This window comes from Bacillus sp. FSL K6-0042, from assembly GCF_038006685.1.
Classification (GTDB): domain Bacteria; phylum Bacillota; class Bacilli; order Bacillales; family Bacillaceae_G; genus Bacillus_A; species Bacillus_A pseudomycoides.
Genome location: NZ_JBBOVS010000001.1, coordinates 3,085,116 through 3,110,235, shown reverse-complemented (window position 1 = coordinate 3,110,235; position 25,120 = coordinate 3,085,116). Strand labels below are relative to the sequence as shown.

General features: G+C 38.9%; 25 protein-coding genes and 2 other annotated features. All 25 genes read left to right on the top strand.

The window, feature by feature from the left end; all coding sequences use genetic code 11:
* The first annotated feature begins 91 nt into the window (after nt 1-91).
* Nucleotides 92-1,468, top strand: coding sequence for a DNA repair protein RadA (gene radA, locus MHH45_RS15950; RefSeq protein WP_016116934.1), 1,377 nt, complete (start codon nt 92-94; stop codon nt 1,466-1,468).
* A gap of 3 nt (nt 1,469-1,471) precedes the next feature.
* Nucleotides 1,472-2,545, top strand: coding sequence for a DNA integrity scanning diadenylate cyclase DisA (gene disA, locus MHH45_RS15945; RefSeq protein ID WP_016116935.1), 1,074 nt, complete (start codon nt 1,472-1,474; stop codon nt 2,543-2,545).
* 160 nt (nt 2,546-2,705) lie between these two features.
* A complete protein-coding gene (locus MHH45_RS15940) occupies nt 2,706-3,824 on the top strand; it encodes a PIN/TRAM domain-containing protein (RefSeq protein WP_016116936.1) in 1,119 nt (372 codons plus the stop codon).
* 16 nt (nt 3,825-3,840) lie between these two features.
* Nucleotides 3,841-4,521 carry a 2-C-methyl-D-erythritol 4-phosphate cytidylyltransferase gene (gene ispD, locus MHH45_RS15935; protein WP_016116937.1) on the top strand — a complete coding sequence of 227 codons (681 nt, stop codon included), beginning with the start codon at nt 3,841-3,843 and terminating at the stop codon, nt 4,519-4,521.
* Nucleotides 4,522-4,630: 109 nt separating this feature from the next.
* Nucleotides 4,631-5,107, top strand: a complete 477-nt coding sequence (ispF, locus tag MHH45_RS15930; protein WP_003205484.1) for a 2-C-methyl-D-erythritol 2,4-cyclodiphosphate synthase — start codon at nt 4,631-4,633, stop codon at nt 5,105-5,107.
* An 89-nt stretch (nt 5,108-5,196) separates the two neighbouring features.
* A complete protein-coding gene (gltX, locus tag MHH45_RS15925) occupies nt 5,197-6,654 on the top strand; it encodes a glutamate--tRNA ligase (protein ID WP_016116938.1) in 1,458 nt (485 codons plus the stop codon).
* 48 nt (nt 6,655-6,702) lie between these two features.
* Nucleotides 6,703-6,949, top strand: a binding site (T-box leader).
* Nucleotides 6,950-7,247: 298 nt separating this feature from the next.
* Nucleotides 7,248-7,913 carry a serine O-acetyltransferase gene (cysE, locus tag MHH45_RS15920; protein ID WP_003194315.1) on the top strand — a complete coding sequence of 222 codons (666 nt, stop codon included), beginning with the start codon at nt 7,248-7,250 and terminating at the stop codon, nt 7,911-7,913.
* Nucleotides 7,894-9,291, top strand: coding sequence for a cysteine--tRNA ligase (gene cysS, locus MHH45_RS15915; RefSeq protein ID WP_016116940.1), 1,398 nt, complete (start codon nt 7,894-7,896; stop codon nt 9,289-9,291). The genes cysE and cysS overlap by 20 nt, the downstream gene beginning before the upstream one ends.
* Nucleotides 9,292-9,293: 2 nt before the next feature.
* Complete coding sequence (locus tag MHH45_RS15910; protein ID WP_016116941.1) at nt 9,294-9,701, top strand: Mini-ribonuclease 3; 408 nt, start codon at nt 9,294-9,296, stop codon at nt 9,699-9,701.
* Nucleotides 9,698-10,441 carry a 23S rRNA (guanosine(2251)-2'-O)-methyltransferase RlmB gene (rlmB, locus tag MHH45_RS15905; protein WP_003194319.1) on the top strand — a complete coding sequence of 248 codons (744 nt, stop codon included), beginning with the start codon at nt 9,698-9,700 and terminating at the stop codon, nt 10,439-10,441. The genes MHH45_RS15910 and rlmB overlap by 4 nt, the downstream gene beginning before the upstream one ends.
* Before the next feature lie 2 nt (nt 10,442-10,443).
* Nucleotides 10,444-10,956, top strand: coding sequence for an NYN domain-containing protein (locus MHH45_RS15900; RefSeq protein WP_016116942.1), 513 nt, complete (start codon nt 10,444-10,446; stop codon nt 10,954-10,956).
* Nucleotides 10,957-11,023: 67 nt separating this feature from the next.
* Nucleotides 11,024-11,683, top strand: a complete 660-nt coding sequence (locus MHH45_RS15895) for an RNA polymerase sporulation sigma factor SigH (protein ID WP_016116943.1) — start codon at nt 11,024-11,026, stop codon at nt 11,681-11,683.
* Between the two features lie 130 nt (nt 11,684-11,813).
* The gene (gene rpmG, locus MHH45_RS15890; protein ID WP_002055487.1) at nt 11,814-11,960 is read left to right on the top strand and encodes a 50S ribosomal protein L33; all 147 of its coding nucleotides are present in this window, start codon (nt 11,814-11,816) and stop codon (nt 11,958-11,960) included.
* A 32-nt stretch (nt 11,961-11,992) separates the two neighbouring features.
* Nucleotides 11,993-12,172 carry a preprotein translocase subunit SecE gene (secE, locus tag MHH45_RS15885; protein ID WP_003194325.1) on the top strand — a complete coding sequence of 60 codons (180 nt, stop codon included), beginning with the start codon at nt 11,993-11,995 and terminating at the stop codon, nt 12,170-12,172.
* Between the two features lie 131 nt (nt 12,173-12,303).
* Nucleotides 12,304-12,837: a transcription termination/antitermination protein NusG gene (nusG, locus tag MHH45_RS15880; protein WP_000415795.1), complete on the top strand. Its 534-nt coding sequence runs from the start codon at nt 12,304-12,306 to the stop codon at nt 12,835-12,837.
* Between the two features lie 166 nt (nt 12,838-13,003).
* Nucleotides 13,004-13,429: a 50S ribosomal protein L11 gene (rplK, locus tag MHH45_RS15875; RefSeq protein WP_001085872.1), complete on the top strand. Its 426-nt coding sequence runs from the start codon at nt 13,004-13,006 to the stop codon at nt 13,427-13,429.
* Between the two features lie 182 nt (nt 13,430-13,611).
* Nucleotides 13,612-14,304: a 50S ribosomal protein L1 gene (gene rplA / locus MHH45_RS15870; RefSeq protein WP_016116944.1), complete on the top strand. Its 693-nt coding sequence runs from the start codon at nt 13,612-13,614 to the stop codon at nt 14,302-14,304.
* Nucleotides 14,305-14,353: 49 nt separating this feature from the next.
* Nucleotides 14,354-14,497, top strand: a sequence feature (ribosomal protein L10 leader region).
* A 40-nt stretch (nt 14,498-14,537) separates the two neighbouring features.
* Nucleotides 14,538-15,038: a 50S ribosomal protein L10 gene (gene rplJ / locus MHH45_RS15865; RefSeq protein WP_016116945.1), complete on the top strand. Its 501-nt coding sequence runs from the start codon at nt 14,538-14,540 to the stop codon at nt 15,036-15,038.
* Nucleotides 15,039-15,104: 66 nt separating this feature from the next.
* Nucleotides 15,105-15,464, top strand: a complete 360-nt coding sequence (rplL, locus tag MHH45_RS15860; protein WP_003194333.1) for a 50S ribosomal protein L7/L12 — start codon at nt 15,105-15,107, stop codon at nt 15,462-15,464.
* 75 nt (nt 15,465-15,539) lie between these two features.
* Nucleotides 15,540-16,139, top strand: a complete 600-nt coding sequence (locus MHH45_RS15855; RefSeq protein ID WP_016116946.1) for a class I SAM-dependent methyltransferase — start codon at nt 15,540-15,542, stop codon at nt 16,137-16,139.
* Between the two features lie 290 nt (nt 16,140-16,429).
* Nucleotides 16,430-19,960 carry a DNA-directed RNA polymerase subunit beta gene (rpoB, locus tag MHH45_RS15850; RefSeq protein WP_016116947.1) on the top strand — a complete coding sequence of 1,177 codons (3,531 nt, stop codon included), beginning with the start codon at nt 16,430-16,432 and terminating at the stop codon, nt 19,958-19,960.
* 37 nt (nt 19,961-19,997) lie between these two features.
* The gene (rpoC, locus tag MHH45_RS15845) at nt 19,998-23,609 is read left to right on the top strand and encodes a DNA-directed RNA polymerase subunit beta' (RefSeq protein WP_016116948.1); all 3,612 of its coding nucleotides are present in this window, start codon (nt 19,998-20,000) and stop codon (nt 23,607-23,609) included.
* A gap of 113 nt (nt 23,610-23,722) precedes the next feature.
* Nucleotides 23,723-23,971: a 50S ribosomal protein L7ae-like protein gene (locus tag MHH45_RS15840; protein ID WP_016116949.1), complete on the top strand. Its 249-nt coding sequence runs from the start codon at nt 23,723-23,725 to the stop codon at nt 23,969-23,971.
* Between the two features lie 115 nt (nt 23,972-24,086).
* The gene (gene rpsL, locus MHH45_RS15835) at nt 24,087-24,509 is read left to right on the top strand and encodes a 30S ribosomal protein S12 (RefSeq protein WP_001142341.1); all 423 of its coding nucleotides are present in this window, start codon (nt 24,087-24,089) and stop codon (nt 24,507-24,509) included.
* 29 nt (nt 24,510-24,538) lie between these two features.
* Nucleotides 24,539-25,009 carry a 30S ribosomal protein S7 gene (gene rpsG, locus MHH45_RS15830; protein WP_003194344.1) on the top strand — a complete coding sequence of 157 codons (471 nt, stop codon included), beginning with the start codon at nt 24,539-24,541 and terminating at the stop codon, nt 25,007-25,009.
* Nucleotides 25,010-25,120: the final 111 nt, after the last annotated feature.

The window sequence follows — 25,120 nt, the reverse complement described above, 5'->3', positions numbered from 1 at the left end:
TAGACAAACAAGGAGGGCTAAATAATAGCCCTCTTTCTTGTACGAGAAGGATGTATGTTTATAGATGAAAGTGAAGTGAAGTAAAAACAAGATGGCTAAAAAGAAAACGAGATTTATATGTCAAGAATGTGGTTATCAGTCACCAAAATATATGGGTAAGTGCCCCGGATGTGGGCAATGGAATACGCTTGTCGAAGAGATGGAACAAGTTGTATCATCGCGTCGCATCAACTATGCAAATGCGATTCAAACGGAAGTAACAAAGCCAAGGCGTCTTACAGAAGTAGAAACAAAGTCAGAGGCACGGATTGAAACAAAATTTCAAGAATTTAATCGTGTACTCGGTGGAGGAATTGTTGACGGTTCCCTCGTACTTATTGGAGGAGATCCTGGAATTGGAAAATCAACCTTACTACTACAAATATCATCGCAATTAGCAGATTCTTCGTATGATGTATTGTATATATCTGGTGAAGAATCAGCAAAACAAATTAAACTTCGTGCAGATCGTCTACATGTAAATGGAAGCAACTTATTTGTTGTTTCGGAAACAGATTTACAGCGAATTGCGGCACATATTGATGAAATGAACCCTTCCTTTGTTGTCATTGATTCCATTCAAACTATTTATTTGCCAGAAGTAACTTCAGCACCAGGTAGTGTTTCACAAGTACGTGAATGTACAGCGGAACTGATGAAACTTGCAAAAACGAAAGGAATTCCAATTTTTATCGTAGGACATGTAACGAAAGAAGGGGCAATTGCAGGACCGCGTATGTTAGAACATATGGTGGATGCGGTTCTTTATTTTGAAGGAGACCGTCATCATACATATCGTATTTTGCGAGCGGTTAAAAATCGCTTTGGTTCTACAAATGAGATGGGTATTTTTGAAATGAAGGAACTCGGTCTTGCGGAAGTATTAAATCCTTCTGAAATTTTTCTAGAAGAAAGGCCTGTTGGAGTTGCTGGCTCTACAGTTGTTGCTTCTATGGAAGGGACAAGGCCTGTTTTAGTAGAAATACAAGCATTAATTTCTCCTACTAGTTTTGGAAATCCACGAAGAATGGCTACAGGGATTGATCATAATCGTGTATCGCTTATTATGGCAGTGCTAGAAAAAAGAGCAGGTTTATTATTGCAAAACCAAGATGCGTATTTAAAGGTTGCTGGAGGATTGAGATTGGATGAACCAGCAATTGATTTGGCGGTGGCTTTAAGTATTGCATCGAGTTTTCGAGATAAGTCAACTGCCCCAACCGATGCGGTAATAGGAGAAGTTGGGTTAACTGGAGAAGTAAGAAGGGTATCGAGAATTGAACAACGGGTACAAGAAGCGGCTAAATTAGGATTTCAGCGTGCCATCATCCCGCAAAAAAATTTAGGGGGTTGGACAATTCCTGATGGGATTGAAGTAGTTGGTGTTTCTAATTTAGGAGAAGCGCTTCGTTTGACATTAGGAGGCTAGGCTATGGAAGAAAACAAGCAACGTGTCAAAAGTATGATTAATATTTTGCAGCTTGTTGCACCAGGGACACCTTTGCGAGAAGGCATAGATAATGTGCTTCGTGCGCAAACAGGTGGCTTAATTGTCCTTGGGTATAATGATCAAATTAAAAGCATTGTTGATGGAGGATTTCACATTAATTGTGCATTCTCTCCCGCTAGTTTATACGAATTAGCAAAAATGGATGGGGCTCTTATTTTAAATGAGACGGGAAGTAAAATTTTAATTGCAAATGCACAGTTAGTTCCCGAGGCATCTATTGATTCCATTGAAACAGGAATGCGTCATCGCACAGCAGAACGTGTAGCGAAGCAAACAGGAAGTCTTGTTGTTGCTATTTCACAAAGACGTAACGTAATTACGCTATATCAGGGAAGTTTACGTTATACACTAAAAGACATAGGCGTTATTTTAACAAAGGCAAATCAGGCTATTCAAACTTTAGAAAAATATAAAGCAGTATGGAATGATGGTATTACGAACTTGGGTATTCTAGAATTTGAGGAAGTTGTTACGATGTCTGAAGTGGTCCACGTCCTACATAGTGTCGAGATGGTACTCCGTATTAAGAATGAAATCCTAAGTTATATTCATGAATTAGGAACAGAAGGTAGACTTATTCGTTTACAGCTTACTGAGCTGTTGGCTGATTTGGAAGCAGAGGCAGCATTATTAATTAAAGACTACTATCAAGAAAAGACGCAGGATCACTATCAAATTTTAAAAAAATTACAGGAACTTGCAAATGCACAGCTTTTAGAAGATAGTGATTTAGTGAAATTGCTTGGTTACCCAGGGCAAATGAGTTTAGAGGAAAGTGTTACACCGAGAGGATATAGGATTACAAGTAAAATTTCTCGGGTACCACCTCTTATTATTGAAAATTTAATCAATCGATTTAAAACATTGCAAGGTGTCTGTCGTGCAAGTATTAATGAGTTAGATGATGTAGAAGGAATTGGAGAAGTTCGGGCGAAAAAAATACGAGAAGGTTTAAAACGAATCCAAGAGCATTTATATATGAGTAGACACAATTAAGAATATTACATTGATTTCATAATATAACGACACTATCACATTTTTGGTATATGATATGATATATTGGTAAATAAACCAATTTATAAAAAGACACGTCCGCTTTTGCATTCGGCGTTTTGATTAGCAAAACAATGGTTAATAATGAGTAGGAGGTGGTTGGATGTTAAAACGGATCGTACAGCTCTTTGTTTTAGTAATCGGAGGAGCGTTAGGGATTTATTTAATCCCGAAATTTATTAATGTATTGGACATGGGTGCAATCCCGTTACTGGAGGGCTCATATGTTCGTGCAATTATTGGTGCAATTATTTTATTTTTAACAACATTTTGGCTTGTAGATTATATTGTTCAGCTTATTAAACATATTGAGGAAGCTCTTGTAAAGGCGCCTGTAACAGATGTTTTATTTGGCACGCTAGGATTAATCTCAGGTCTTATTGTTGCGTATTTAATTTTGATACCAATTCGTGAATTTACAATTCCAGTCATTAGTACTGTATTGCAAATCTTCTTTACACTTCTACTTGGTTACTTAGGATTCCAGGTAGGATTTAAAAAGAGAAATGAATTGTTAGGATTATTTACACTACCACAACGCGGTGGCAAGAAGAAAAATAACAATAGTGATAATGAAGAGGCTGAAACGGAAACAGGAGTAGAGGAATCTTCTTCGCATTGGAAAATTCTTGATACTAGTGTAATTATTGATGGACGTATTGCTGATATTTGTCAAACGAAATTCCTAGAAGGAACGATTGTCATTCCTCAGTTTGTATTAGAGGAGTTGCAACATATTGCGGATTCTTCGGATGCATTAAAGCGTAATCGAGGACGTAGAGGATTAGATATTTTAAACCGTATTCAAAAAGAGATGCCAATTCCAGTAGAGATTTATGAAGGCGATTTCGAAGATATTCAAGAAGTAGACAGCAAGCTTGTGAAATTAGCGAAAGTAACTGGTGGTACTGTTGTCACAAATGATTTCAACTTAAATAAAGTTTCTGAACTACAAGGAGTAACAGTTCTAAACATTAATGATTTAGCAAATGCAATTAAGCCAGTTGTACTTCCCGGTGAAGAACTAAGCGTTTATGTTGTCAAAGATGGAAAAGAGCAAAATCAAGGTGTTGCTTATTTAGATGATGGTACGATGATTGTAGTAGAAGATGGTCGACAATATGTTGGTTCACAACTTGATGTACTCGTTACGAGTGTACTACAAACATCTGCTGGTCGCATGATTTTTGCAAAGCGAAAATTACTAGAAAAAGCATTATAAGTAGAGGGTTATTAGCATGTATACATTAATTATTCCGGCCGCGGGCCAAGGAAAGCGAATGGGTGCTGGTAAAAATAAATTATTTTTGCTTATTAATGAAGTGCCTATTATTGTGCATACATTACGTGTTTTTGAAAAAGATGAAGCATGTAAAAATATTATTATGGCAATTAATGAAGAAGAACGTTCCTATTTTGAAGGGTTAATACAGAGATATCCGATTCAAAAGAGTGTGCAGTTTATCCAAGGTGGGGCTGAAAGACAAGATAGTGTATATAATGCACTTCAATATGTGAAGCAAACTGAGTATGTTCTCGTACATGATGGAGCACGTCCGTTTGTAACGAATAAAATGACCCGTGATGTATTGATTGCAGCGAAGCAGAAAGGTGCTTCGATTTGTGCGGTACCTGTAAAGGATACGGTAAAACGGGTAGAACAAAATACAGTTGTTGAAACAGTTGAACGTTCTCAGTTGAGAGCCGTACAAACACCTCAAGGGTTTTCTGTTCCACTTTTACTAGAAGCGCATCAAAGTGCAAAGCAGGGATGTTTCCTTGGTACAGATGATGCAAGTCTTGTAGAACGTATTGGTAAGGAAGTGGGCGTAGTAGAGGGTAGTTATTACAATATTAAAGTGACAACGCCAGAAGATTTATTAATTGCTGAAAGTTTCTTGCGTGTTCAGAAGGGGTAGTAGAAAGAATATAAAGAAAAGCCCGGTTACTGCCGGGCTTTTCTTTATAGGTGCATAGATATAATATAGAATCATAACGTTCAGTAGTTTAGCTTGAGGAGGATGTAAAATGTTTCGAATTGGACAAGGTTTTGATGTACACGAATTTGCAGAAGGTAGACCGTTAATTATCGGTGGAATTACGATTCCGCATGAAAAAGGTTTGTTAGGTCACTCAGATGCAGATGTACTTTTACATACAATTGCTGATGCATGTTTAGGAGCAATTGCTGCAGGTGACATCGGAAAACATTTTCCAGATACAGATCCTGCCTTTAAGGATGCAGATTCAGCGGTGTTATTGCAAAAAGTTTGGGAGTTTGTGCGTGAACAAGGGTATGAGTTAGGTAATTTAGATTGTACAATTATTGCGCAGAAGCCGAAAATGGCACCACATATTGAAAATATGCGTAAGCGTATTAGTGAGTTATTAGAAACTTCTATAGGCAATATTAATGTGAAGGCAACAACAACTGAAAAATTAGGATTTACAGGAAGAGAAGAAGGGATTGCTTCTCAAGCAGTTGTATTATTACAGAAAAAATAGTTGTTTTTGATTCGTAAGATGGATAATCAGATTTTTTTGGTGTACAATTATAGAATGTGTTGACATTAAGAATGGAAGGTGTACCAATTATGGAAAAGCAAGTGAGAGTACGCTATGCGCCGAGTCCAACAGGACACTTACATATCGGAAATGCGCGTACGGCATTATTTAATTATTTATTTGCTCGTCATCAAGATGGCAAGTTTATTATTCGTATTGAAGATACTGATGTAAAACGCAATGTTGCTGGTGGGGAAGAAAGCCAATTAAAATACTTGAAATGGCTCGGTATGGACTGGGATGAAGGTGTTGATGTTGGTGGTGAATATGGACCATATCGTCAAACAGAACGTTTAGATATTTATAAAAAGTTATATGAAGATTTACTAGAACGTGGTTTAGCTTATAAATGTTACATGACAGAAGAGGAATTAGAAGCAGAGCGTGAAGGACAAATTGCTCGTGGTGAAACACCTCGTTATGCAGGTAATCACCGTGATTTAACAGAAGAACAAATCAAGCAATTTGAAGCAGAAGGCCGCATTCCAAGTATTCGTTTCCGTGTACTAGCTGACCGCGACTACACGTTTAAGGATATCGTAAAAGATGAAGTTGCTTTCCACTCAAATGACTTTGGTGATTTCGTTATTGTGAAAAAAGATGGTATTCCAACTTATAATTTTGCAGTAGCGGTAGATGATCATTTAATGGAAATCACACATGTTCTTCGTGGCGATGACCATATCTCTAACACACCGAAACAAATGATGATTTATGAAGCATTTGGATGGGATATCCCACAATTCGGTCATATGACATTAATCGTAAATGAGAGCCGTAAAAAATTAAGTAAACGTGATGAATCTATTATTCAATTTATTGAACAATATCAAGCGCTTGGATATCTTCCAGAAGCGATTTTTAACTTTATCGCATTACTTGGTTGGTCACCAGTAGGGGAGGAAGAAATCTTCTCTAAAGATGAGTTTATTGAAATGTTTGATGCGGCACGTTTATCAAAATCACCTGCATTATTCGATTCTCAAAAACTAAAATGGATGAACAATCAATATATGAAAAAGCAAGACCTAGATGCTGTTGTTGCATTAAGTTTACCGCATTTAGTGAAAGCTGGTCGTGTAAGTGAAAACTTAAGCGAACAAGAACAGGTTTGGGTTCGTGATGTAATTGCTTTATACCATGAACAAATGAGCTTTGGAGCTGAAATTGTAGAGCTTTCTGAAATGTTCTTCAAAGATCATGTAGACTATGAAGAAGAAGGACAAGAAGTATTAAAAGGTGAACAAGTACCTGAAGTACTTCGTGCATTTGCAGCGGGATTAGAAGCTTTAGATGAACTAGAACCAGCAGCAATTAAGAAGGCAATTAAAGCTGTTCAAAAAGAAACAGGTCATAAAGGTAAAAATTTATTTATGCCAATTCGTGTTGCAACTACGGGTCAAACACATGGCCCAGAACTTCCAAACGCAATTGCACTTCTTGGAAAAGAAAAAGTTTTAAATCGTATTCGTAAAGTAATTGGTTAACATTTGACGAATTTAGAAATATAATAAGAATACTTAAAAACCTAATAAGGGAAAGCGACGAGAAGGAGAAGTAGAAAATCAGGCTTTTTACAGAGAGAACCACCTTTTGGCTGGAAGTGGTTTATAAGTGGATTTTTGAAATGCCCCTTCGAGTCTTCTGCTGAACAACGAAGAGTTTCGGGACGTCATAAGGACGCAAAGTAAGCAGAAGCGGTATAAACCGTTATCATGGATGAGTTTGAGGCTTTATTTAAGCCTAAACAGAGTGGAACCGCGCTTATAAGGCGCCTCTGTCAATATGACAGAGGCGTCTTTTTTTATACCATGTAAATAGGTATGGGTATAAGTTTTTGTACAGATGGATAAAAACTAGGTAACAAACAAGGAAGTTAGCGATAAAGTGAACCTCTAATCAGTGGGGGCTTCATTCCTCACTAATTATTAGCCTTCACCAATTGGGCCTTTACGGGTAATTCATCTCCAATCTAACTTCTTTTCTTTCACTGAATGATGAGGTGGAGGTAGTACTGTCCACCAATAGCGGGGGAATCAGTTCACTCGGAATAGTAGTCCATAAAGGGGAGGGGACATCGATGTTTAAGAGGCTTCGAGAAGATATTGAAGTCGTTTTTGAACAAGATCCAGCGGCGCGAAGTTATTTCGAAGTCATTTTAACTTACTCTGGATTACATGCAGTTTGGGCACACCGAATTGCACACGCCTTTTATAAACGAAATTTTTTCTTTATTGCGCGTTGGATTTCACAAGTTAGTCGTTTTTTTACTGGTATCGAGATTCATCCAGGAGCCACAATTGGTCGCCGCTTTTTTATTGACCATGGTATGGGAGTTGTTATTGGGGAGACATGTGAAATTGGAGACAATGTAACCATTTATCAAGGAGTTACATTAGGCGGTACAGGGAAAGAAAAAGGAAAAAGGCATCCAACAATTCAAGATAATGTACTTATTGCAACTGGTGCGAAAGTACTCGGATCCATTACGGTTGGAGAGAATTCTAAAATTGGTGCAGGGTCCGTTGTGTTGAAAGAAGTTCCTGCGCATTCGACAGTTGTAGGTATACCTGGTCGTGTCGTAATTCAGAATGGAGTCAAGGTAGGTCAGGAATTAAACCATTCGGATCTTCCGGATCCAATTTTCGATAAATTGAAAGTGATGGAAGCTGAACTTGAGAAATTAAAAAAGCAACTTGAAGTAAAAGTGGAAAGGAAGGATGAAAATGACTATTCACATTTATAATACGTTAACGCGTCAGAAAGAGGAGTTTGTTCCTTTAGAAGAAAATAAAGTGAAGATGTATGTATGCGGGCCGACAGTATACAACTATATTCATATTGGAAATGCAAGACCACCTATGGTATTTGATACAGTGCGTCGCTACTTAGAATATAAAGGGTATGATGTACAATATGTTTCTAATTTTACGGATGTAGATGATAAATTAATTAAAGCAGCAAATGAGCTAGGAGAGGACGTTCCAACAATTGCAGATCGCTTTGTTGAAGCGTATTTTGAAGATGTAACTGCATTAGGTTGCAAGCACGCTACAGTTCACCCTCGTGTAACAGAAAATATGGATATCATTATTGAGTTTATTGAGGAACTTGTGAAAAAAGGATATGCATATGAATCAGAAGGAGATGTTTATTACAAAACGAAAGAATTTGAAGGCTACGGCAAATTGTCTCATCAACCAATTGCAGATTTGCGTCATGGTGCACGTATTGAAGTTGGAGAAAAGAAACAAGATCCACTTGACTTTGTATTATGGAAAGCTGCGAAAGAAGGAGAGATCTTCTGGGAGAGCCCTTGGGGGAAAGGTCGTCCGGGATGGCATATTGAATGCTCTGCAATGGCACGGAAATATTTGGGGGATACAATCGATATTCACGCTGGTGGTCAAGATTTAGCGTTCCCGCATCATGAAAATGAGATTGCACAATCAGAAGCTTTGACTGGAAAAACATTTGCACGTTACTGGATGCATAATGGATATATTAATATTAACAATGAAAAAATGTCTAAATCATTAGGGAACTTCATTTTAGTTCACGATATTATTAAGCAATATAATCCGCAATTAATTCGTTTCTTTATGCTATCGGTTCACTATCGTCATCCAATTAACTTTAGTGAAGAATTATTACAGAATACGAATAATGGGTTAGAGCGTATTAAAACGGCATACGGTAATTTAAAACATCGCATGGAAAGTAGTACGGATTTAACGGATCATAACGAGAAGTGGTTAGCTGAAATGGAAAAATTCCAAGTTGCATTTGAAGCAGCGATGGATGATGATTTTAATACAGCAAACGCAGTAACAGAATTATATAACTTAGCAAACCATGTAAATCAATATTTACTAGAAGAACATACATCAAAAGCTGTGCTTGAGGCGTATGTAAAACAGTTTGAAACATTATTTGGCATCTTAGGATTAGAATTAACAAAAGAAGAATTACTTGATGAAGAGATTGAAGTGTTAATTCAAAAACGTATTGAAGCTCGTAAAAATCGTGATTTCGCATTATCAGATCAAATTCGCGATGATTTAAAAGAGCGCAATATTATTTTAGAAGATACAGCACAAGGTACAAGATGGAAAAGAGGATAAACATGATTGATGCAAAGCAATTGAACAGCTTAGCGTTAGCCTATATGGGTGATGCGGTATATGAACAATATATCCGCTATCACCTCCTTCAAAAAGGAACAGTTCGTCCCAATCAACTACATCGTTTAGGGACAAGCTTTGTTTCAGCAAAGGCGCAGGCGAAAGTTGTTTATCATTTTTTAGAGACAGCATTTCTAACAGAGGAAGAAGAAGCGGTACTAAGAAGAGGGCGTAATGCGAATTCTGGTACTGTTCCAAAAAATACGGATGTACAAACGTATCGCTATAGTACGGCCTTCGAGGCATTGCTCGGCTATCATTATTTATTGAACAATCGTGAACGATTAGAAGAGCTTGTATATAAAGCAATTGATGTATTAGAAGTAAAAGAAGGAGGCGCATCAACATGAGTAGTGAATACATTATCGGCCGTAACCCTGTAATTGAAGCGTTACGATCAGGGCGAGATATTAATAAGATTTGGATTGCAGAAGGTGCTGCCAAGGGACAAGTGCAAATTGTATTAGCGTTAGCGAAAGAGAATAAAATTATTTTACAGCATGCACCAAAGAAAAAATTAGATCAGCTTGTTGAAGGAAATCATCAAGGGGTGATTGCGCAAGTTGCGGCATATCAGTATGCGGAATTAGAAGATTTATTTGAGGTAGCTGCTAAGCGTAACGAAGATCCGTTCTTCTTAATTCTTGATGAAATTGAAGACCCACATAACCTAGGATCTATTATGCGTACAGCGGATGCAACCGGAGCGCATGGGATTATTATTCCAAAGCGCCGAGCAGTTGGGTTAACGGCATCGGTTGCAAAGGCTTCAACAGGGGCAATTGAATACATTCCCGTTGCTCGTGTGACAAATTTATCACGAACAATTGATGAGTTAAAAGAACGTGGTCTTTGGATTGCGGGCACAGATGCAAAAGGGAAAACAGATTATCGCAACTTAGATGGCAATATGCCGATTGGGTTAGTAATTGGTAGTGAAGGGAAAGGTATGAGCCGTATTATTGGTGAAAAGTGTGATTTCCTTATTCATTTACCGATGGTTGGTAAAGTTACATCCTTAAATGCTTCAGTAGCTGCTAGTCTGCTAATGTACGAGGTATATCGCAAACGTCACCAGATTGGTGAGTAAAAATGGACGATATTTTAATCGTTGACGGTTATAACATTATTGGGGCTTGGAGAGACTTGAAAAAATTGAGGGATGTAGACTTACAGTCATCAAGGGACGCGCTAATTGATAAGATGGCGGATTATCAGGGCTACACAGGAACAAGAGTCATGATTGTATTTGATGCTTATACAGTTCAAGGTATTGAGAAGAAGATGCAGCAATCGCGTGTTGAAGTTATTTTCACAAGGAGAAATCAAACTGCTGATGAAAAAATTGAACAGCTCGCGATTGAGCTTCGTAACATTAATACACAAATTTATGTTGCGACTTCCGATTATACAGAACAGTGGGTTATTTTTGCGCAAGGAGCACTTAGGAAATCAGCCCGTGAACTAGAGATAGAAGTACAGGCGATGGAACAACAAGTGCGCCATCAAACGCGAGAGGTAAAAGATAAACAACCAGCTATGCGAACGATATTTAGCAAGGATATTACAGAAAAGTTAGAAAAATTAAGGCGAGGAGAGCGTTGAACCATTGACGCTCTTCAAGCGCTTACTGTATAATATTTCTAAATAAATAGCGGTCGGAGGGATCAGAGTGGAAACAGGCTTCGTAAGTACCAACAACGTTACGTTTCGTGATTTAGAGGATGAGGCAATAGTTGAGTTAGTTCGAAAAGGTAATATTGATGCTCTTGAATATTTAATTCACAAGTACAAGAACTTTGTTCGCGCAAAATCAAGATCGTATTTTTTAGTAGGTGCCGATCGGGAAGATATTGTTCAAGAAGGTATGATTGGATTGTTTAAAGCTATTCGTGATTATAAAGGGGACAAGCTCTCTTCTTTTAAAGCATTTGCTGAATTATGTATTACTCGTCAAATTATTACTGCTATTAAGACAGCAACGAGACAAAAACATATTCCTTTAAATTCGTATGTTTCTTTAGACAAACCGATTTACGATGAGGAATCTGATCGTACGCTATTAGATGTTATTTCAGAAGCAAAGGTAACTGATCCTGAAGAGATGATTATTAGCCAGGAAGAATATACCGACATAGAACTAAAGATATCTGAATTATTAAGCGATTTAGAAAGGAAAGTCCTTTCTTTATATTTAGATGGTCGCTCTTATCAAGAAATCTCAGAACAGCTAAATAGACATGTAAAGTCTATTGATAATGCCCTGCAGCGTGTGAAAAGAAAACTTGAACGATATATGGAAATGAGAGAAAATACAACTTTAAACTCATAGTATATGTCGCAGGAGGTAAAGTGATTCTCCTGTTTTCTTTTTGTAAGGTAGTAAGCGGCATGTCATTGACATTGTCTTTTATTGTATGATACATTTTTAGGGACATAACGTTACAAGGTTGGTGTAACAAATGAGGAAAAAAGTTGTACTCTCATGTGAAGAGTGTAAGAATCGAAACTACTCCACAATGAAAGATACGAGCTCAGTAGAGCGACTTGAGATAAAGAAGTTTTGTAAAACATGCAATATGCATACAGTTCATAAGGAAACAAAATAAATAATCGAAACAATACACTGGAGGTCCCGTAAATGCGTTTGACGAACTTTTTCGGCGATGTAGGTCGCGAAATGAAAAAAGTAAGTTGGCCTAAGAAAGATGAATTACTCCGTTCAACAGCTACTGTTATTGCGACAGTTGTGTTTTTTGCAGTTTTCTTTGCAGTAGTTGACATGGGTATTTCTTCTTTAATTCGGTTAATTCTTGGTTAGTTCTTGAATAAGAAGCACTTATCCATGATATAATGTTATTTATACGAACTGTGTAAAAGCCCGATGAACGGGTTTTTTCATTTGCACAAAAAAATGTACGTCAGGGAGGGAAGGACGCTCGTCCTAAATGAATGGAAAAAAGTTGGTATGTTGTCCATACTTATTCTGGATATGAAAATAAAGTAAAAGCAAACCTAGAGAAACGTGTAGAATCAATGGGAATGCAAGATAAAATTTTCCGTGTTGTTGTTCCGGAAGAAGTAGAAGTAGAAATGAAAAACGGAAAAGAAAAATTAACAAAAAGAAAAGTATTCCCAGGTTATGTATTAGTTGAACTAATTATGACTGATGATTCTTGGTATGTTGTTCGTAATACACCAGGCGTAACAGGTTTTGTTGGATCTTCTGGGTCAGGTTCAAAACCATCTCCTTTATTAGAAGAGGAAGTTGTTACCATTATGAAGCATATGGGAATGGACAATGAAGTGGTTGATTTTGACTTTGAACTTCATGAAACAGTGCGTGTAAATGAAGGGCCATTCGCGAACTATACAGGCGCAATCGAAGAGATTGATATGGAAAAACAAAAAGTAAGAGTGCTTGTAGACATGTTTGGTCGTGAAACACCGGTCGAGCTGGATTTCCATCAAATTGAAAAATTATAAAATGAAACTTGAAATGAATTGTAAAAAGTGATAATATCTTTTAAGTCAGTACGTCTTCGGTAACGGAGACGTTTTTTGAAAAGATTTTATCGTACAGATAAAATAAAAGTGGGAGGGCAAATCACTGCCCAATTGACCACATCACGGACTTAAGGAGGTGTGTCTCGTGGCTAAAAAGGTAATTAAAATGGTAAAACTTCAAATTCCTGCAGGTAAAGCTAACCCAGCTCCACCAGTTGGTCCAGCATTAGGACAAGCGGGTGTTAACATCATGGGCTTCTGTAAAGAGTTCAACGCTCGTACAGCAGATCAAGCTGGTCTTATCATTCCTGTTGAAATTACGGTATTCGAAGACCGTTCATTCACTTTCATTACTAAAACTCCTCCTGCTGCTGTTCTTCTTAAGAAAGTAGCTGGTATCGAGTCTGGTTCTGGTGAACCAAACCGTAATAAAGTGGCAACTGTTAAGCGTGATAAAGTACGCGAAATCGCTGAAACAAAAATGCCTGACCTAAACGCTGCTAGTGTAGAAGCTGCAATGCGTATGGTTGAAGGTACTGCGCGCAGTATGGGTATCGTTATCGAAGACTAATTCGATTTGTTTTTTTTGTAAAAAAGGTTGCGGGTCTGGAATTCCAATTCGCAACCTTTATTATCGTAAATGAGTATCGTTTTTAAATAAATGGATGGGCGCACATCCTCGGGGGTTCCCGGAATGAAGGCGTAAACGTGGGAGGTTATTCCGCTAAAACCACATTCAAGGAGGAAATAAACATGGCTAAAAGAGGTAAAAAGTACGTAGAAGCTGCGAAGCTTGTTGATCGTGCAACTGCTTACTCTGCAACAGAAGCAGTAGAATTAGTAAAGAAAACAAACACAGCTAAATTTGATGCAACTGTAGAAGCTGCATTCCGTTTAGGTGTTGATCCTAAGAAAGCTGACCAACAAATTCGTGGTGCAGTTGTTCTTCCACACGGTACTGGTAAAGTACAACGTGTATTAGTATTCGCTAAAGGCGAAAAAGCAAAAGAAGCTGAAGCTGCTGGCGCTGACTTCGTAGGCGATACTGATTACATCGGCAAAATCCAACAAGGTTGGTTCGGTTTCGATGTAGTAGTAGCAACTCCTGACATGATGGGTGAAGTTGGTAAACTTGGTCGCGTATTAGGACCTAAAGGTTTAATGCCAAACCCTAAAACTGGAACAGTTACTTTCGATGTAACAAAAGCTGTTAACGAAATCAAAGCTGGTAAAGTTGAATACCGCGTTGATAAAGCTGGTAACATCCATGTTCCAATCGGTAAAGTATCTTTCGAAGATGCTAAACTAGTAGAAAACTTCAAAACAATTGCTGATACGCTATTAAAAGCTAAACCAGCTGCTGCAAAAGGTACTTACATGAAGAATGCAACTGTTGCTTCTACAATGGGACCTGGCGTACGTGTAGACGTTTCTACAATCGCGTAAAAATTGGAAGTTGACTTCATAAAGAAGTTTTAATATAATCATTTATGTTGTGAATTTAAATAGTGTACCGTAGACAGTAGGTGCCAACTTGGCTTAATTTCCTACCTAGGTGTTAATATACGAAGCGGAATTTTTTTCTGTGACTATATGCCTCCATGTCTACAACTGGGCATGGAGGTTTTTTAGTGCACTTTCGGTACATCTTCTATATAATCTACAGGAGGTGTAATAACATGAGCAAAGCAATCGAAACTAAACAACAAGTTGTAACTGAAATCGCTGATAAACTTCGCGAAAGTAAATCTACAATCGTTGTTGACTACCGTGGTTTAACAGTATCTGAAGCAACTGAATTACGTAAAAACTTACGTGAGGCTGGCGTTGAGTTCAAAGTTTACAAAAACTCTTTAACTCGCCGTGCTGCAGAATCTGTTGAAATGGCTGAGTTAAACGAATTCTTAACAGGACCAAACGCAATCGCGTTCAGTAACGAGGATGTAATTGCTCCTGCGAAAGTTTTAAACGACTTCGCTAAAGATCATGAAGCTTTAGAAATTAAAGCGGGCGTAATCGAAGGTAAACTTGTATCACTTGATGAGGTTAAAGCTATCGCTACTCTTCCATCACGTGAAGGCTTACTTTCTATGCTTCTTAGCGTTCTTCAAGCTCCAATGCGTGGTCTTGCAATCGCTACTAAAGCAGTTGCAGATCAAAAAGAAGAGCAAGGCGCTTAATTTTCAAAAGATAATTACGTGTTATCGATAAAACAATAAGAACCTAATTAAGGGAGGATATTTACAATGACTAAAGAACAAATCATTGAAGCAGTTAAATCTATGACTGTATTAGAACTTAACGACTTAGTAAAAGCTATCGAGGAAGAATTCGGCGTAACTGCTGCTGCTCCTGTAGCTGTAGCTGGTGGCGCTGGTGAAGCTGCTGCTGAGCAAACTGAATTTGATGTTGTACTTGCTAGCGCGGGCGCACAAAAAATCAAAGTTATCAAAGTTGTTCGTGAAATCACTGGTCTTGGCTTAAAAGAAGCTAAAGAAGTAGTTGACAACACTCCAAAAGCAGTTAAAGAAGGCGCTTCTAAAGAAGAAGCTGAAGAAATCAAAGCTAAACTTGAAGAAGTTGGCGCTTCTGTAGAAGTTAAGTAATTAACTTTTGAAGCTATAAAAAAGCTCGCTCTTATGCGGGCTTTTTTTTTAACTGTAAAGAAAAGAGGTGGCCATATGGCAGACCATTATTTTTCTAATGATCCTTCGAGCAAAAGTGATCGTAAACGATGGGAATATGCATTGCGAGGATCCCACTTTGCTTTTTTATCTGATCATGGGGTGTTTTCGAAAAACGAGGTGGACTTTGGTTCTCGCCTTTTAATTGAAGCGTTTCAAATGCCGGATATTAAAGGTGACGTATTAGACGTGGGATGTGGATACGGTCCAATCGGTTTGTCGTTAGCAAAAGAGTTTCAAGAGCGTAGTGTTCACATGGTGGATGTGAACGAAAGGGCACTTGGACTTGCAAAAGAAAATGCTGCTAATAACAAAATTGAAAACGTTCGTATTTTTCAAAGTAGTGTCTATGAAAATGTAGATGGCAAGTATGCTGCTATTCTATCTAATCCTCCAATTCGTGCTGGTAAGCATATCGTGCATGAGATTTTAGAAAAAGCTGCCCTTCATCTAGTGTCGGGTGGAGAGCTTTGGATTGTTATTCAAAAGAAACAAGGTGCACCATCTGCGCTTAAAAAACTAGAGGAAACATTTTCTGAAGTTGAAGTTGTAGAAAAGAAAAAAGGATATTATATCATAAAATCAAAAAAACGTTGACGGTTATTTTTGGCTATGTTAACATTATACAATGCCAATATATGATTTTCTGCGTTGAGAACGATGTATATTTTTGCTTCTCTTGGAAAAGATAGTAAAATCAGCAGATGATGAAACAGAATGATGGTTTTCTTATAGAAGCCATTTTTCTTTTTTGAGCAGGTAGAAAGACTCAGCGTATCTATCTTTGAGAGAAAAAGCTGCGCTACTGGCGTTAGCTGTATTTATTTGTGATTTTGCACAAATTTTTTTGTGCATTTATAATACTCATGATTTGAGGGGTGAAGCAGTTGACAGGTCAACTAGTTCAATACGGACGCCACCGCCAACGAAGAAGTTATGCCCGTATTAGTGAAGTATTAGAGTTACCAAATCTTATCGAAATTCAAACCTCTTCTTATCAGTGGTTTCTTGATGAGGGTTTGCGAGAAATGTTCCAAGACATTTCTCCGATTGAAGACTTTACGGGAAATCTATCGCTTGAATTTATCGACTACAGCTTAGGTGAACCTAAATACTCTGTAGAAGAATGTAAAGAGCGTGATGTGACGTATGCAGCACCACTTCGTGTGAAAGTTCGTCTAATCAATAAGGAAACTGGTGAAGTAAAAGAACAGGATGTGTTCATGGGAGATTTCCCACTCATGACAGAGACAGGAACATTCGTAATTAACGGTGCAGAACGTGTTATCGTTTCCCAGTTAGTTCGCTCTCCAAGCGTATACTATAGTGGCAAAGTGGATAAAAACGGAAAACGTGGTTTTACTGCTACTGTAATTCCAAACCGCGGAGCTTGGTTAGAGTATGAAACAGATGCTAAGGATGTTGTATATGTGCGTATCGACCGTACGCGTAAACTTCCTGTAACTGTTTTGTTACGCGCATTAGGGTTTGGCTCTGATCAAGAAATCACCGAGCTTTTAGGTGATAACGAATACTTAAGCAATACGCTAGAAAAAGACAACACAGATAGCACAGAAAAAGCATTGCTTGAAATTTATGAGCGTCTACGCCCAGGTGAACCACCAACAGTAGAAAATGCGAAAAGCTTGCTTGTTTCTCGCTTCTTTGATCCGAAGCGCTACGATTTAGCAAATGTAGGTCGTTACAAGATCAACAAAAAGCTACACATTAAAAACAGATTGTTTAACCAACGCTTAGCTGAAACATTAGTAGATCCAGAAACTGGAGAAATTTTAGCGGCAGAAGGAACAGTCTTAGACCGTCGTACACTAGATCGCATTTTACCTTACTTAGAGAAAAACATTGGATTCAAGACAGCGAAACCAATGGGTGGAGTGGTAGAAGGCGATGTTGAGCTGCAATCGATTAAGATTTATGCTCCAGAGTCAGACGGTGAACGTTCTATCAATGTAATTGGGAATGCAAATATCACTCGTGACGTAAAACACATCACACCAGGTGATATCCTTGCTTCTATTAGCTACTTCTTTAACTTACTATACAAAGTAGGGGATACAGATGATATTGACCATTTAGGAAACCGTCGTCTTCGTTCTGTAGGGGAGTTATTACAAAACCAATTCCGTATCGGTCTTTCTCGTATGGAACGTGTTGTTCGTGAGAGAATGTCGATCCAAGATACAAATGCAATTACACCGCAAGCGTTAATTAACATTCGTCCGGTTATTGCATCTATTAAAGAGTTCTTCGGAAGTTCTCAGTTATCTCAGTTCATGGACCAAACAAACCCATTAGCAGAGTTAACACACAAACGAAGACTATCTGCATTAGGACCTGGTGGTTTAACGCGTGAGCGTGCAGGCTTTGAAGTACGTGACGTTCACTACTCTCACTATGGTCGTATGTGTCCAATCGAAACGCCAGAGGGACCAAACATCGGTTTGATCAACTCATTATCTTCATTCGCGAAAGTAAATGAGTTTGGTTTCATTGAAACACCATACCGTCGTGTTGATCCAGAAACTGGACGTGTAACGGGCCATGTTGATTACTTAACAGCAGATGAAGAAGATAACTATGTTGTAGCCCAAGCGAACATGAAATTATCTGAAGAAGGAGAATTCCTTGATGAAGATATCGTAGCTCGTTTCCGTGGTGAAAACATTGTCACAAATAAAGAACGTATCGATTACATGGATGTATCTCCAAAACAAGTAGTGTCCGCAGCGACAGCTTGTATTCCGTTCTTAGAAAACGATGACTCCAACCGTGCACTTATGGGTGCGAACATGCAACGTCAGGCGGTTCCGTTAATGAATCCGGAATCTCCGATTGTAGGTACAGGTATGGAGTACGTATCAGCAAAAGACTCAGGGGCTGCAGTAATCTGTAAACATCCTGGTACTGTTGAGCGCGTAGAAGCACGTGAAGTTTGGGTACGTCGCTATGTAGAAGTTGACGGTCAAAAAGTAAAAGGCGATTTAGATCGCTACAAAATGTTGAAATTCATTCGTTCTAACCAAGGAACTTGTTACAATCAACGTCCAATTGTAAGTGTTGGAGATCAAGTTGTAAAAGGTGAAATCCTTGCGGATGGTCCTTCTATGGAACTAGGTGAACTAGCACTTGGACGTAACGTGCTTGTTGGCTTTATGACATGGGATGGTTATAACTACGAGGATGCAATCATCATGAGTGAGCGCCTTGTAAAAGATGATGTGTACACTTCTATCCATATTGAAGAATATGAATCAGAAGCCCGTGATACGAAGCTTGGACCAGAAGAAATTACACGTGATATCCCGAATGTTGGGGAAGATGCACTTCGTAATCTTGACGAGCGCGGTATTATTCGCGTCGGTGCTGAAGTAAAAGACGGAGATCTACTTGTTGGTAAAGTAACGCCAAAAGGTGTAACAGAATTAACAGCAGAAGAACGTCTATTACATGCAATCTTCGGTGAAAAAGCGCGTGAAGTACGTGATACATCACTACGTGTACCACATGGTGGTGGCGGTATTATCTTAGACGTAAAAGTATTCAACCGTGAAGATGGCGATGAATTGCCACCAGGTGTGAACCAACTTGTACGTGCATATATCGTTCAAAAACGTAAAATTTCTGAAGGTGACAAGATGGCCGGTCGTCATGGTAACAAAGGTGTTATCTCTCGTATTTTACCGGAAGAAGATATGCCTTACTTACCAGATGGCACGCCAATCGATATCATGTTGAACCCATTAGGGGTACCATCTCGTATGAATATCGGTCAGGTATTAGAGCTTCATCTTGGTATGGCAGCAAGATACCTTGGCATCCATATTGCAACGCCAGTATTCGATGGTGCTCGTGAGGAAGACGTATGGGGTACAATCGAAGAAGCTGGTATGGCAAATGATGCGAAAACAATCCTTTATGATGGACGTACTGGTGAACCATTCGACAATCGCGTATCTGTTGGTGTCATGTACATGATCAAACTTGCGCACATGGTTGACGATAAACTTCATGCTCGTTCTACTGGACCATACTCACTTGTAACGCAGCAACCTCTTGGAGGTAAAGCTCAGTTCGGTGGACAGCGTTTCGGTGAGATGGAGGTTTGGGCACTTGAAGCTTACGGTGCTGCTTATACTCTTCAAGAAATCTTAACAGTGAAGTCTGATGATGTTGTTGGACGTGTTAAGACGTACGAAGCAATTGTTAAAGGTGAAAATGTTCCAGAACCAGGCGTTCCAGAATCATTCAAAGTATTGATTAAAGAACTGCAAAGTTTAGGTATGGACGTTAAAATGATGTCTAGCGACGATACAGAAATTGAGATGCGTGATACGGAAGATGATGATCATCAATCAGCAGACAAATTGAATATCGAAGTTGAGACAACTAAGGAATAATCGGGATAACCTGTAGACTAAAAGGGAGGTAGGCCCCTTGATAGATGTAAATAACTTTGAATATATGAAGATTGGACTTGCTTCACCTGACAAGATTCGTTCTTGGTCATACGGTGAAGTTAAGAAACCAGAAACGATTAACTATCGTACGTTAAAGCCTGAAAAAGATGGCTTGTTCTGTGAGCGTATTTTCGGACCACAAAAGGACTGGGAATGTCATTGCGGAAAATATAAACGTGTACGTTATAAAGGTGTAGTTTGTGATCGATGTGGCGTTGAAGTAACGCGTGCAAAAGTTCGTCGTGAACGTATGGGCCATATCGAATTAGCTGCTCCTGTATCTCATATTTGGTATTTCAAAGGTATCCCGAGCCGCATGGGACTTGTCTTAGACATGTCCCCTCGCGCGCTTGAAGAAGTAATTTATTTCGCTTCTTATGTTGTAACAGAAAGTGGAGATACACCACTTGATAAGAAGCAATTACTTTCTGAAAAAGAATACCGTGCATATCGTGATCGATATGGCAGCACATTCCAAGCTGCTATGGGTGCAGAAGCAATTAAGAAGCTATTACAAGACATCGATTTAGATAAAGAAGTAGACTTCTTAAAAGAAGAATTAAAAACAGCACAAGGACAACGCCGTACTCGTGCTATTAAACGTCTAGAAGTATTAGAAGCATTCCGTAACTCTGGAAATCACCCATCTTGGATGATCTTAGATGTTCTTCCAGTTATCCCGCCAGAACTACGCCCAATGGTACAGTTAGATGGTGGACGTTTTGCTACTTCTGACTTAAACGACTTATACCGTCGTGTAATTAACCGTAATAATCGTTTAAAACGTCTATTGGACTTAGGTGCACCAAGCATCATCGTTCAAAACGAAAAACGTATGTTACAAGAAGCTGTAGACGCACTAATCGATAATGGTCGTCGTGGCCGTCCAGTTACTGGACCAGGTAACCGTCCATTGAAATCACTATCTCACATGCTTAAAGGTAAACAAGGACGTTTCCGTCAAAACTTATTAGGTAAACGTGTTGACTACTCTGGTCGTTCTGTAATCGTTGTAGGACCGAACTTAAAGATGTATCAATGTGGATTACCGAAAGAGATGGCGCTTGAATTGTTCAAACCTTTCGTTATGAAAGAGTTAGTTGGAAAAGGATTAGCGCACAACATTAAGAGTGCGAAACGTAAAATCGAGCGTGTACAACCTGAAGTTTGGGATGTTTTAGAATCTGTGATTAAAGAGCATCCAGTACTTCTAAATCGTGCGCCAACGCTTCACCGTCTTGGTATCCAGGCGTTTGAACCTACATTAGTAGAAGGTCGCGCAATCCGTCTTCATCCACTTGTATGTACTGCATACAACGCTGACTTTGACGGTGACCAAATGGCGGTTCACGTTCCGTTATCATCAGAAGCTCAAGCGGAAGCTCGTCTTCTTATGTTAGCAGCACAAAACATCTTGAATCCAAAAGACGGAAAACCAGTTGTTACTCCATCTCAGGATATGGTATTAGGTAACTACTACTTAACACTTGAGCGCGAAGGTGCAATTGGTGAAGGTATGGTGTTCAAAGATGCAAACGAAGCATTGCTTGCATATCAAAATGGATATGTACATCTGCACACACGTGTTGCAGTTGCTGCAAGTTCAGTAAACAACGAAACATTTACTGAAGAGCAAAAGAGCAAACTTCTACTAACAACAGTTGGTAAATTAATGTTTAACGAAATCTTACCGAAGTCGTTCCCTTATATTAACGAACCGACAAATTCAAACCTTGAAAAAGAAACACCAGCGAAGTATTTCGTTGAAAAAGGTGCGAACATTAAAGAGATTATTGCTAGTCGTGAAGAAGTGGCGCCATTTAGCAAGAAAATCCTTGGAAATATCATTGCGGAAGTATTTAAACGTTTCCAAATTACGGAAACATCTCGTATGCTTGATCGCATGAAAAACTTAGGATTTAAATATTCTACAAAAGCTGGTATTACAGTTGGGGTAGCAGATATTCTTGTATTAGGTGAAAAAGATGAAATTCTCCACGAAGCACAAGCAAAAGTAGATAATGTAATTAAACAATTCCGTCGCGGTTTAATCACGGAAGAAGAACGTTACGATCGTGTTATCTCTATTTGGAGTAATGCGAAAGATGTTATCCAAGGAAAACTGATGAAATCCTTGAATAAGCGCAATCCAATCTTCATGATGAGTGATTCTGGTGCCCGTGGTAACGCATCGAACTTTACTCAGCTTGCTGGTATGCGTGGTTTGATGGCAAACCCATCTGGTCGTATCATTGAACTTCCAATCAAATCAAGTTTCCGTGAAGGTTTAACAGTACTTGAGTACTTCATCTCTACGCATGGTGCGCGTAAAGGTCTTGCCGATACAGCACTTAAAACTGCCGATTCTGGTTACTTAACACGTCGTCTTGTAGACGTTGCACAAGATGTAATTGTCCGTGAAGATGATTGTGGAACAGATCGTGGTTTACTAATTGGTGCGATTAAAGAGGGTAATGAAGTTATTGAGTCATTATATGATCGTCTTGTTGGACGTTTTGCAAGAAAAACTGTAAAACATCCTGAAACAGGTGAAGTATTAGTTGGTGAAAACCAATTAATTACTGAAGATATCGCTCATATCGTTGAAAGTTCGGGTGTTGAAACTGTAAACATTCGTTCAGCGTTTACATGTAATACTCGCCATGGTGTATGTAAGAAGTGTTACGGTCGTAACTTAGCAACTGGTACAGATGTAGAAGTAGGAGAGGCGGTAGGTATTATCGCAGCTCAATCTATCGGTGAGCCAGGTACACAGTTAACGATGCGTACGTTCCATACAGGTGGGGTTGCCGGAGATGATATCACACAAGGTTTACCTCGTATCCAAGAGATCTTCGAAGCTCGTAATCCGAAAGGTCAGGCAGTTATTAGTGAAATTGACGGTGTTATCGCAGCGATCAACGATGTTAAAGATCGTCAAGAAGTAGTTGTACAGGGTGAAGTTGAAGCTCGTACGTATGCTATTCCTTACGGTGCTCGTCTGAAAGTAACTCCAGGACAGCCTATCAGTCACGGAAAAGAGTTAACAGAAGGTTCTATTGATCCGAAAGAATTATTAAAAGTAACTGATATTACAGCAGTTCAAGAATACTTACTACGTGAAGTTCAAAAAGTATACCGTATGCAAGGGGTAGAAATTGGTGATAAGCACGTAGAAGTAATGGTTCGCCAAATGCTTCGTAAAGTTCGCGTAAGCGATGCTGGTGAAACAGATGTATTACCAGGAACGTTACTAGACATCCATCAGTTCACTGATGCGAATGCGAAGGTGTTACTATTAGGTAAACAACCAGCAACAGCTAGACCAGTTCTTCTTGGTATTACAAAAGCTTCACTAGAAACAGATTCATTCTTATCTGCAGCATCGTTCCAAGAAACAACTCGTGTTCTGACAGATGCAGCAATTAAAGGAAAACGTGATGAACTTCTAGGATTGAAAGAGAATGTTATTATCGGTAAACTTGTTCCTGCTGGAACAGGTATGAATCGTTATCGCAAAGTGGATCTTGTGAAAACAACACAAGATGACATGAATGTAGAAAACGATGAAGTTTATGTGGAACAGTAAAATTTTCCGTCGTAAATTTTGTACAAAAACAGATAATCCTAGTTGACATTATATGAGTCAAAATGTTACTATAAGCAAGGTTGCTCCTGAACGATGCTTTGGAGGATATGTATATGTCTTATCAAAAAGTGTCAACTGCTGAAAATGTAGTCGTTGGTCATAAACGAACATTGGAAGCAATCAAAAATGGTACAGTTAAAGAAGTTGTCATTGCAGAAGATGCTGACATGCGGTTAACCCATGTTATTACTCGTACTGCATTGCAATATAACGTACCCATAACCAAAGTTGAATCAATTCGTAAACTTGGAAAAGTTTCGGGGATTCAAGTGGGAGCTTCAGCAATAGGAATAATAAGTTAAAACTGTTTTTGTGAGGAGAGAGCATTTGCTCTTCCTTGCAAAAACTTTGTTTTCAACTAATAATGAACCACCTGGATATGTGGTCATACAAACATGCGAAGGGAGGATAAATCAAATGCCTACTATTAACCAATTAGTGAGAAATGGTCGTACTGATAAAGTATGGAAATCTAAATCACCTGCGTTAAACAAAGGTTTCAACTCTTTAAAGAAAAAATCAACTGATATCTCTGCACCTCAAAAACGTGGTGTGTGTACTCGTGTTGGTACAATGACTCCGAAGAAACCAAACTCAGCGTTACGTAAATACGCTCGTGTACGTTTAACAAATGGTATCGAGGTTACAGCTTACATCCCAGGTATCGGTCATAACCTACAAGAGCATAGCGTAGTATTAATTCGCGGTGGTCGTGTAAAAGATTTACCAGGGGTACGTTACCACATCGTTCGTGGTGCGCTTGATACAGCTGGTGTTGACAAACGTATGCAAGGACGTTCTAAATATGGTACTAAGCGACCAAAACCTGCTAAGAAATAATAAACTTACAATGAAAGGAGGAACTCAATATGCCTCGTAAAGGACCTGTTGCGAAACGTGACGTGTTACCAGATCCAATGTACAATTCTAAACTTGTAACACGCCTAATCAACAAAATGATGGTTGACGGTAAAAAAGGTAAATCTCAAACAATTCTTTATAACGCGTTCGATATCGTTCGTGAACGTGCTGGTAAAGAGCCAATGGAAGTATTCGAGCAAGCTCTTAAGAACATCATGCCTGTTCTTGAAGTACGCGCTCGTCGTGTTGGTGGTGCTAACTACCAAGTTCCAGTTGAGGTTCGTCCAGAACGCCGTACAACTTTAGGTCTTCGCTGGTTAGTAAACTATGCTCGTCTTCGTGGTGAAAAAACTATGGAAGAGCGTCTAGCTTACGAAATCTTAGATGCAGCTAACAACGCTGGTGCATCTGTTAAGAAACGTGAAGACACTCATAAAATGGCAGAAGCTAACAAAGCATTTGCTCATTACCGTTGGTAGGATTCAACGTAAAATAAATGTAAGCATAAACCGCTTTATTTGTCGCTTATGGAAGTGTGGAGAGGGAGGATGCCTCTCCCTTTCAATGAGCGCTCATTTTACATAATGAGG

Coding starts and splice junctions, on each gene's coding strand:
- rplJ (WP_016116945.1), top strand. CDS start 14,538: ATGAGCAAAGCAATCGAAACTAAACAACAAGTTGTAACTGAAATCGCT.
- MHH45_RS15840 (WP_016116949.1), top strand. CDS start 23,723: ATGTCTTATCAAAAAGTGTCAACTGCTGAAAATGTAGTCGTTGGTCAT.
- MHH45_RS15900 (WP_016116942.1), top strand. CDS start 10,444: ATGGACGATATTTTAATCGTTGACGGTTATAACATTATTGGGGCTTGG.
- rpmG (WP_002055487.1), top strand. CDS start 11,814: ATGAGGAAAAAAGTTGTACTCTCATGTGAAGAGTGTAAGAATCGAAAC.
- rpsG (WP_003194344.1), top strand. CDS start 24,539: ATGCCTCGTAAAGGACCTGTTGCGAAACGTGACGTGTTACCAGATCCA.
- secE (WP_003194325.1), top strand. CDS start 11,993: ATGCGTTTGACGAACTTTTTCGGCGATGTAGGTCGCGAAATGAAAAAA.
- radA (WP_016116934.1), top strand. CDS start 92: ATGGCTAAAAAGAAAACGAGATTTATATGTCAAGAATGTGGTTATCAG.
- cysS (WP_016116940.1), top strand. CDS start 7,894: ATGACTATTCACATTTATAATACGTTAACGCGTCAGAAAGAGGAGTTT.
- rplL (WP_003194333.1), top strand. CDS start 15,105: ATGACTAAAGAACAAATCATTGAAGCAGTTAAATCTATGACTGTATTA.
- rlmB (WP_003194319.1), top strand. CDS start 9,698: ATGAGTAGTGAATACATTATCGGCCGTAACCCTGTAATTGAAGCGTTA.
- cysE (WP_003194315.1), top strand. CDS start 7,248: ATGTTTAAGAGGCTTCGAGAAGATATTGAAGTCGTTTTTGAACAAGAT.
- MHH45_RS15855 (WP_016116946.1), top strand. CDS start 15,540: ATGGCAGACCATTATTTTTCTAATGATCCTTCGAGCAAAAGTGATCGT.
- MHH45_RS15940 (WP_016116936.1), top strand. CDS start 2,706: ATGTTAAAACGGATCGTACAGCTCTTTGTTTTAGTAATCGGAGGAGCG.
- rplA (WP_016116944.1), top strand. CDS start 13,612: ATGGCTAAAAGAGGTAAAAAGTACGTAGAAGCTGCGAAGCTTGTTGAT.
- nusG (WP_000415795.1), top strand. CDS start 12,304: ATGGAAAAAAGTTGGTATGTTGTCCATACTTATTCTGGATATGAAAAT.
- ispF (WP_003205484.1), top strand. CDS start 4,631: ATGTTTCGAATTGGACAAGGTTTTGATGTACACGAATTTGCAGAAGGT.
- rpsL (WP_001142341.1), top strand. CDS start 24,087: ATGCCTACTATTAACCAATTAGTGAGAAATGGTCGTACTGATAAAGTA.
- gltX (WP_016116938.1), top strand. CDS start 5,197: ATGGAAAAGCAAGTGAGAGTACGCTATGCGCCGAGTCCAACAGGACAC.
- ispD (WP_016116937.1), top strand. CDS start 3,841: ATGTATACATTAATTATTCCGGCCGCGGGCCAAGGAAAGCGAATGGGT.
- disA (WP_016116935.1), top strand. CDS start 1,472: ATGGAAGAAAACAAGCAACGTGTCAAAAGTATGATTAATATTTTGCAG.
- MHH45_RS15910 (WP_016116941.1), top strand. CDS start 9,294: ATGATTGATGCAAAGCAATTGAACAGCTTAGCGTTAGCCTATATGGGT.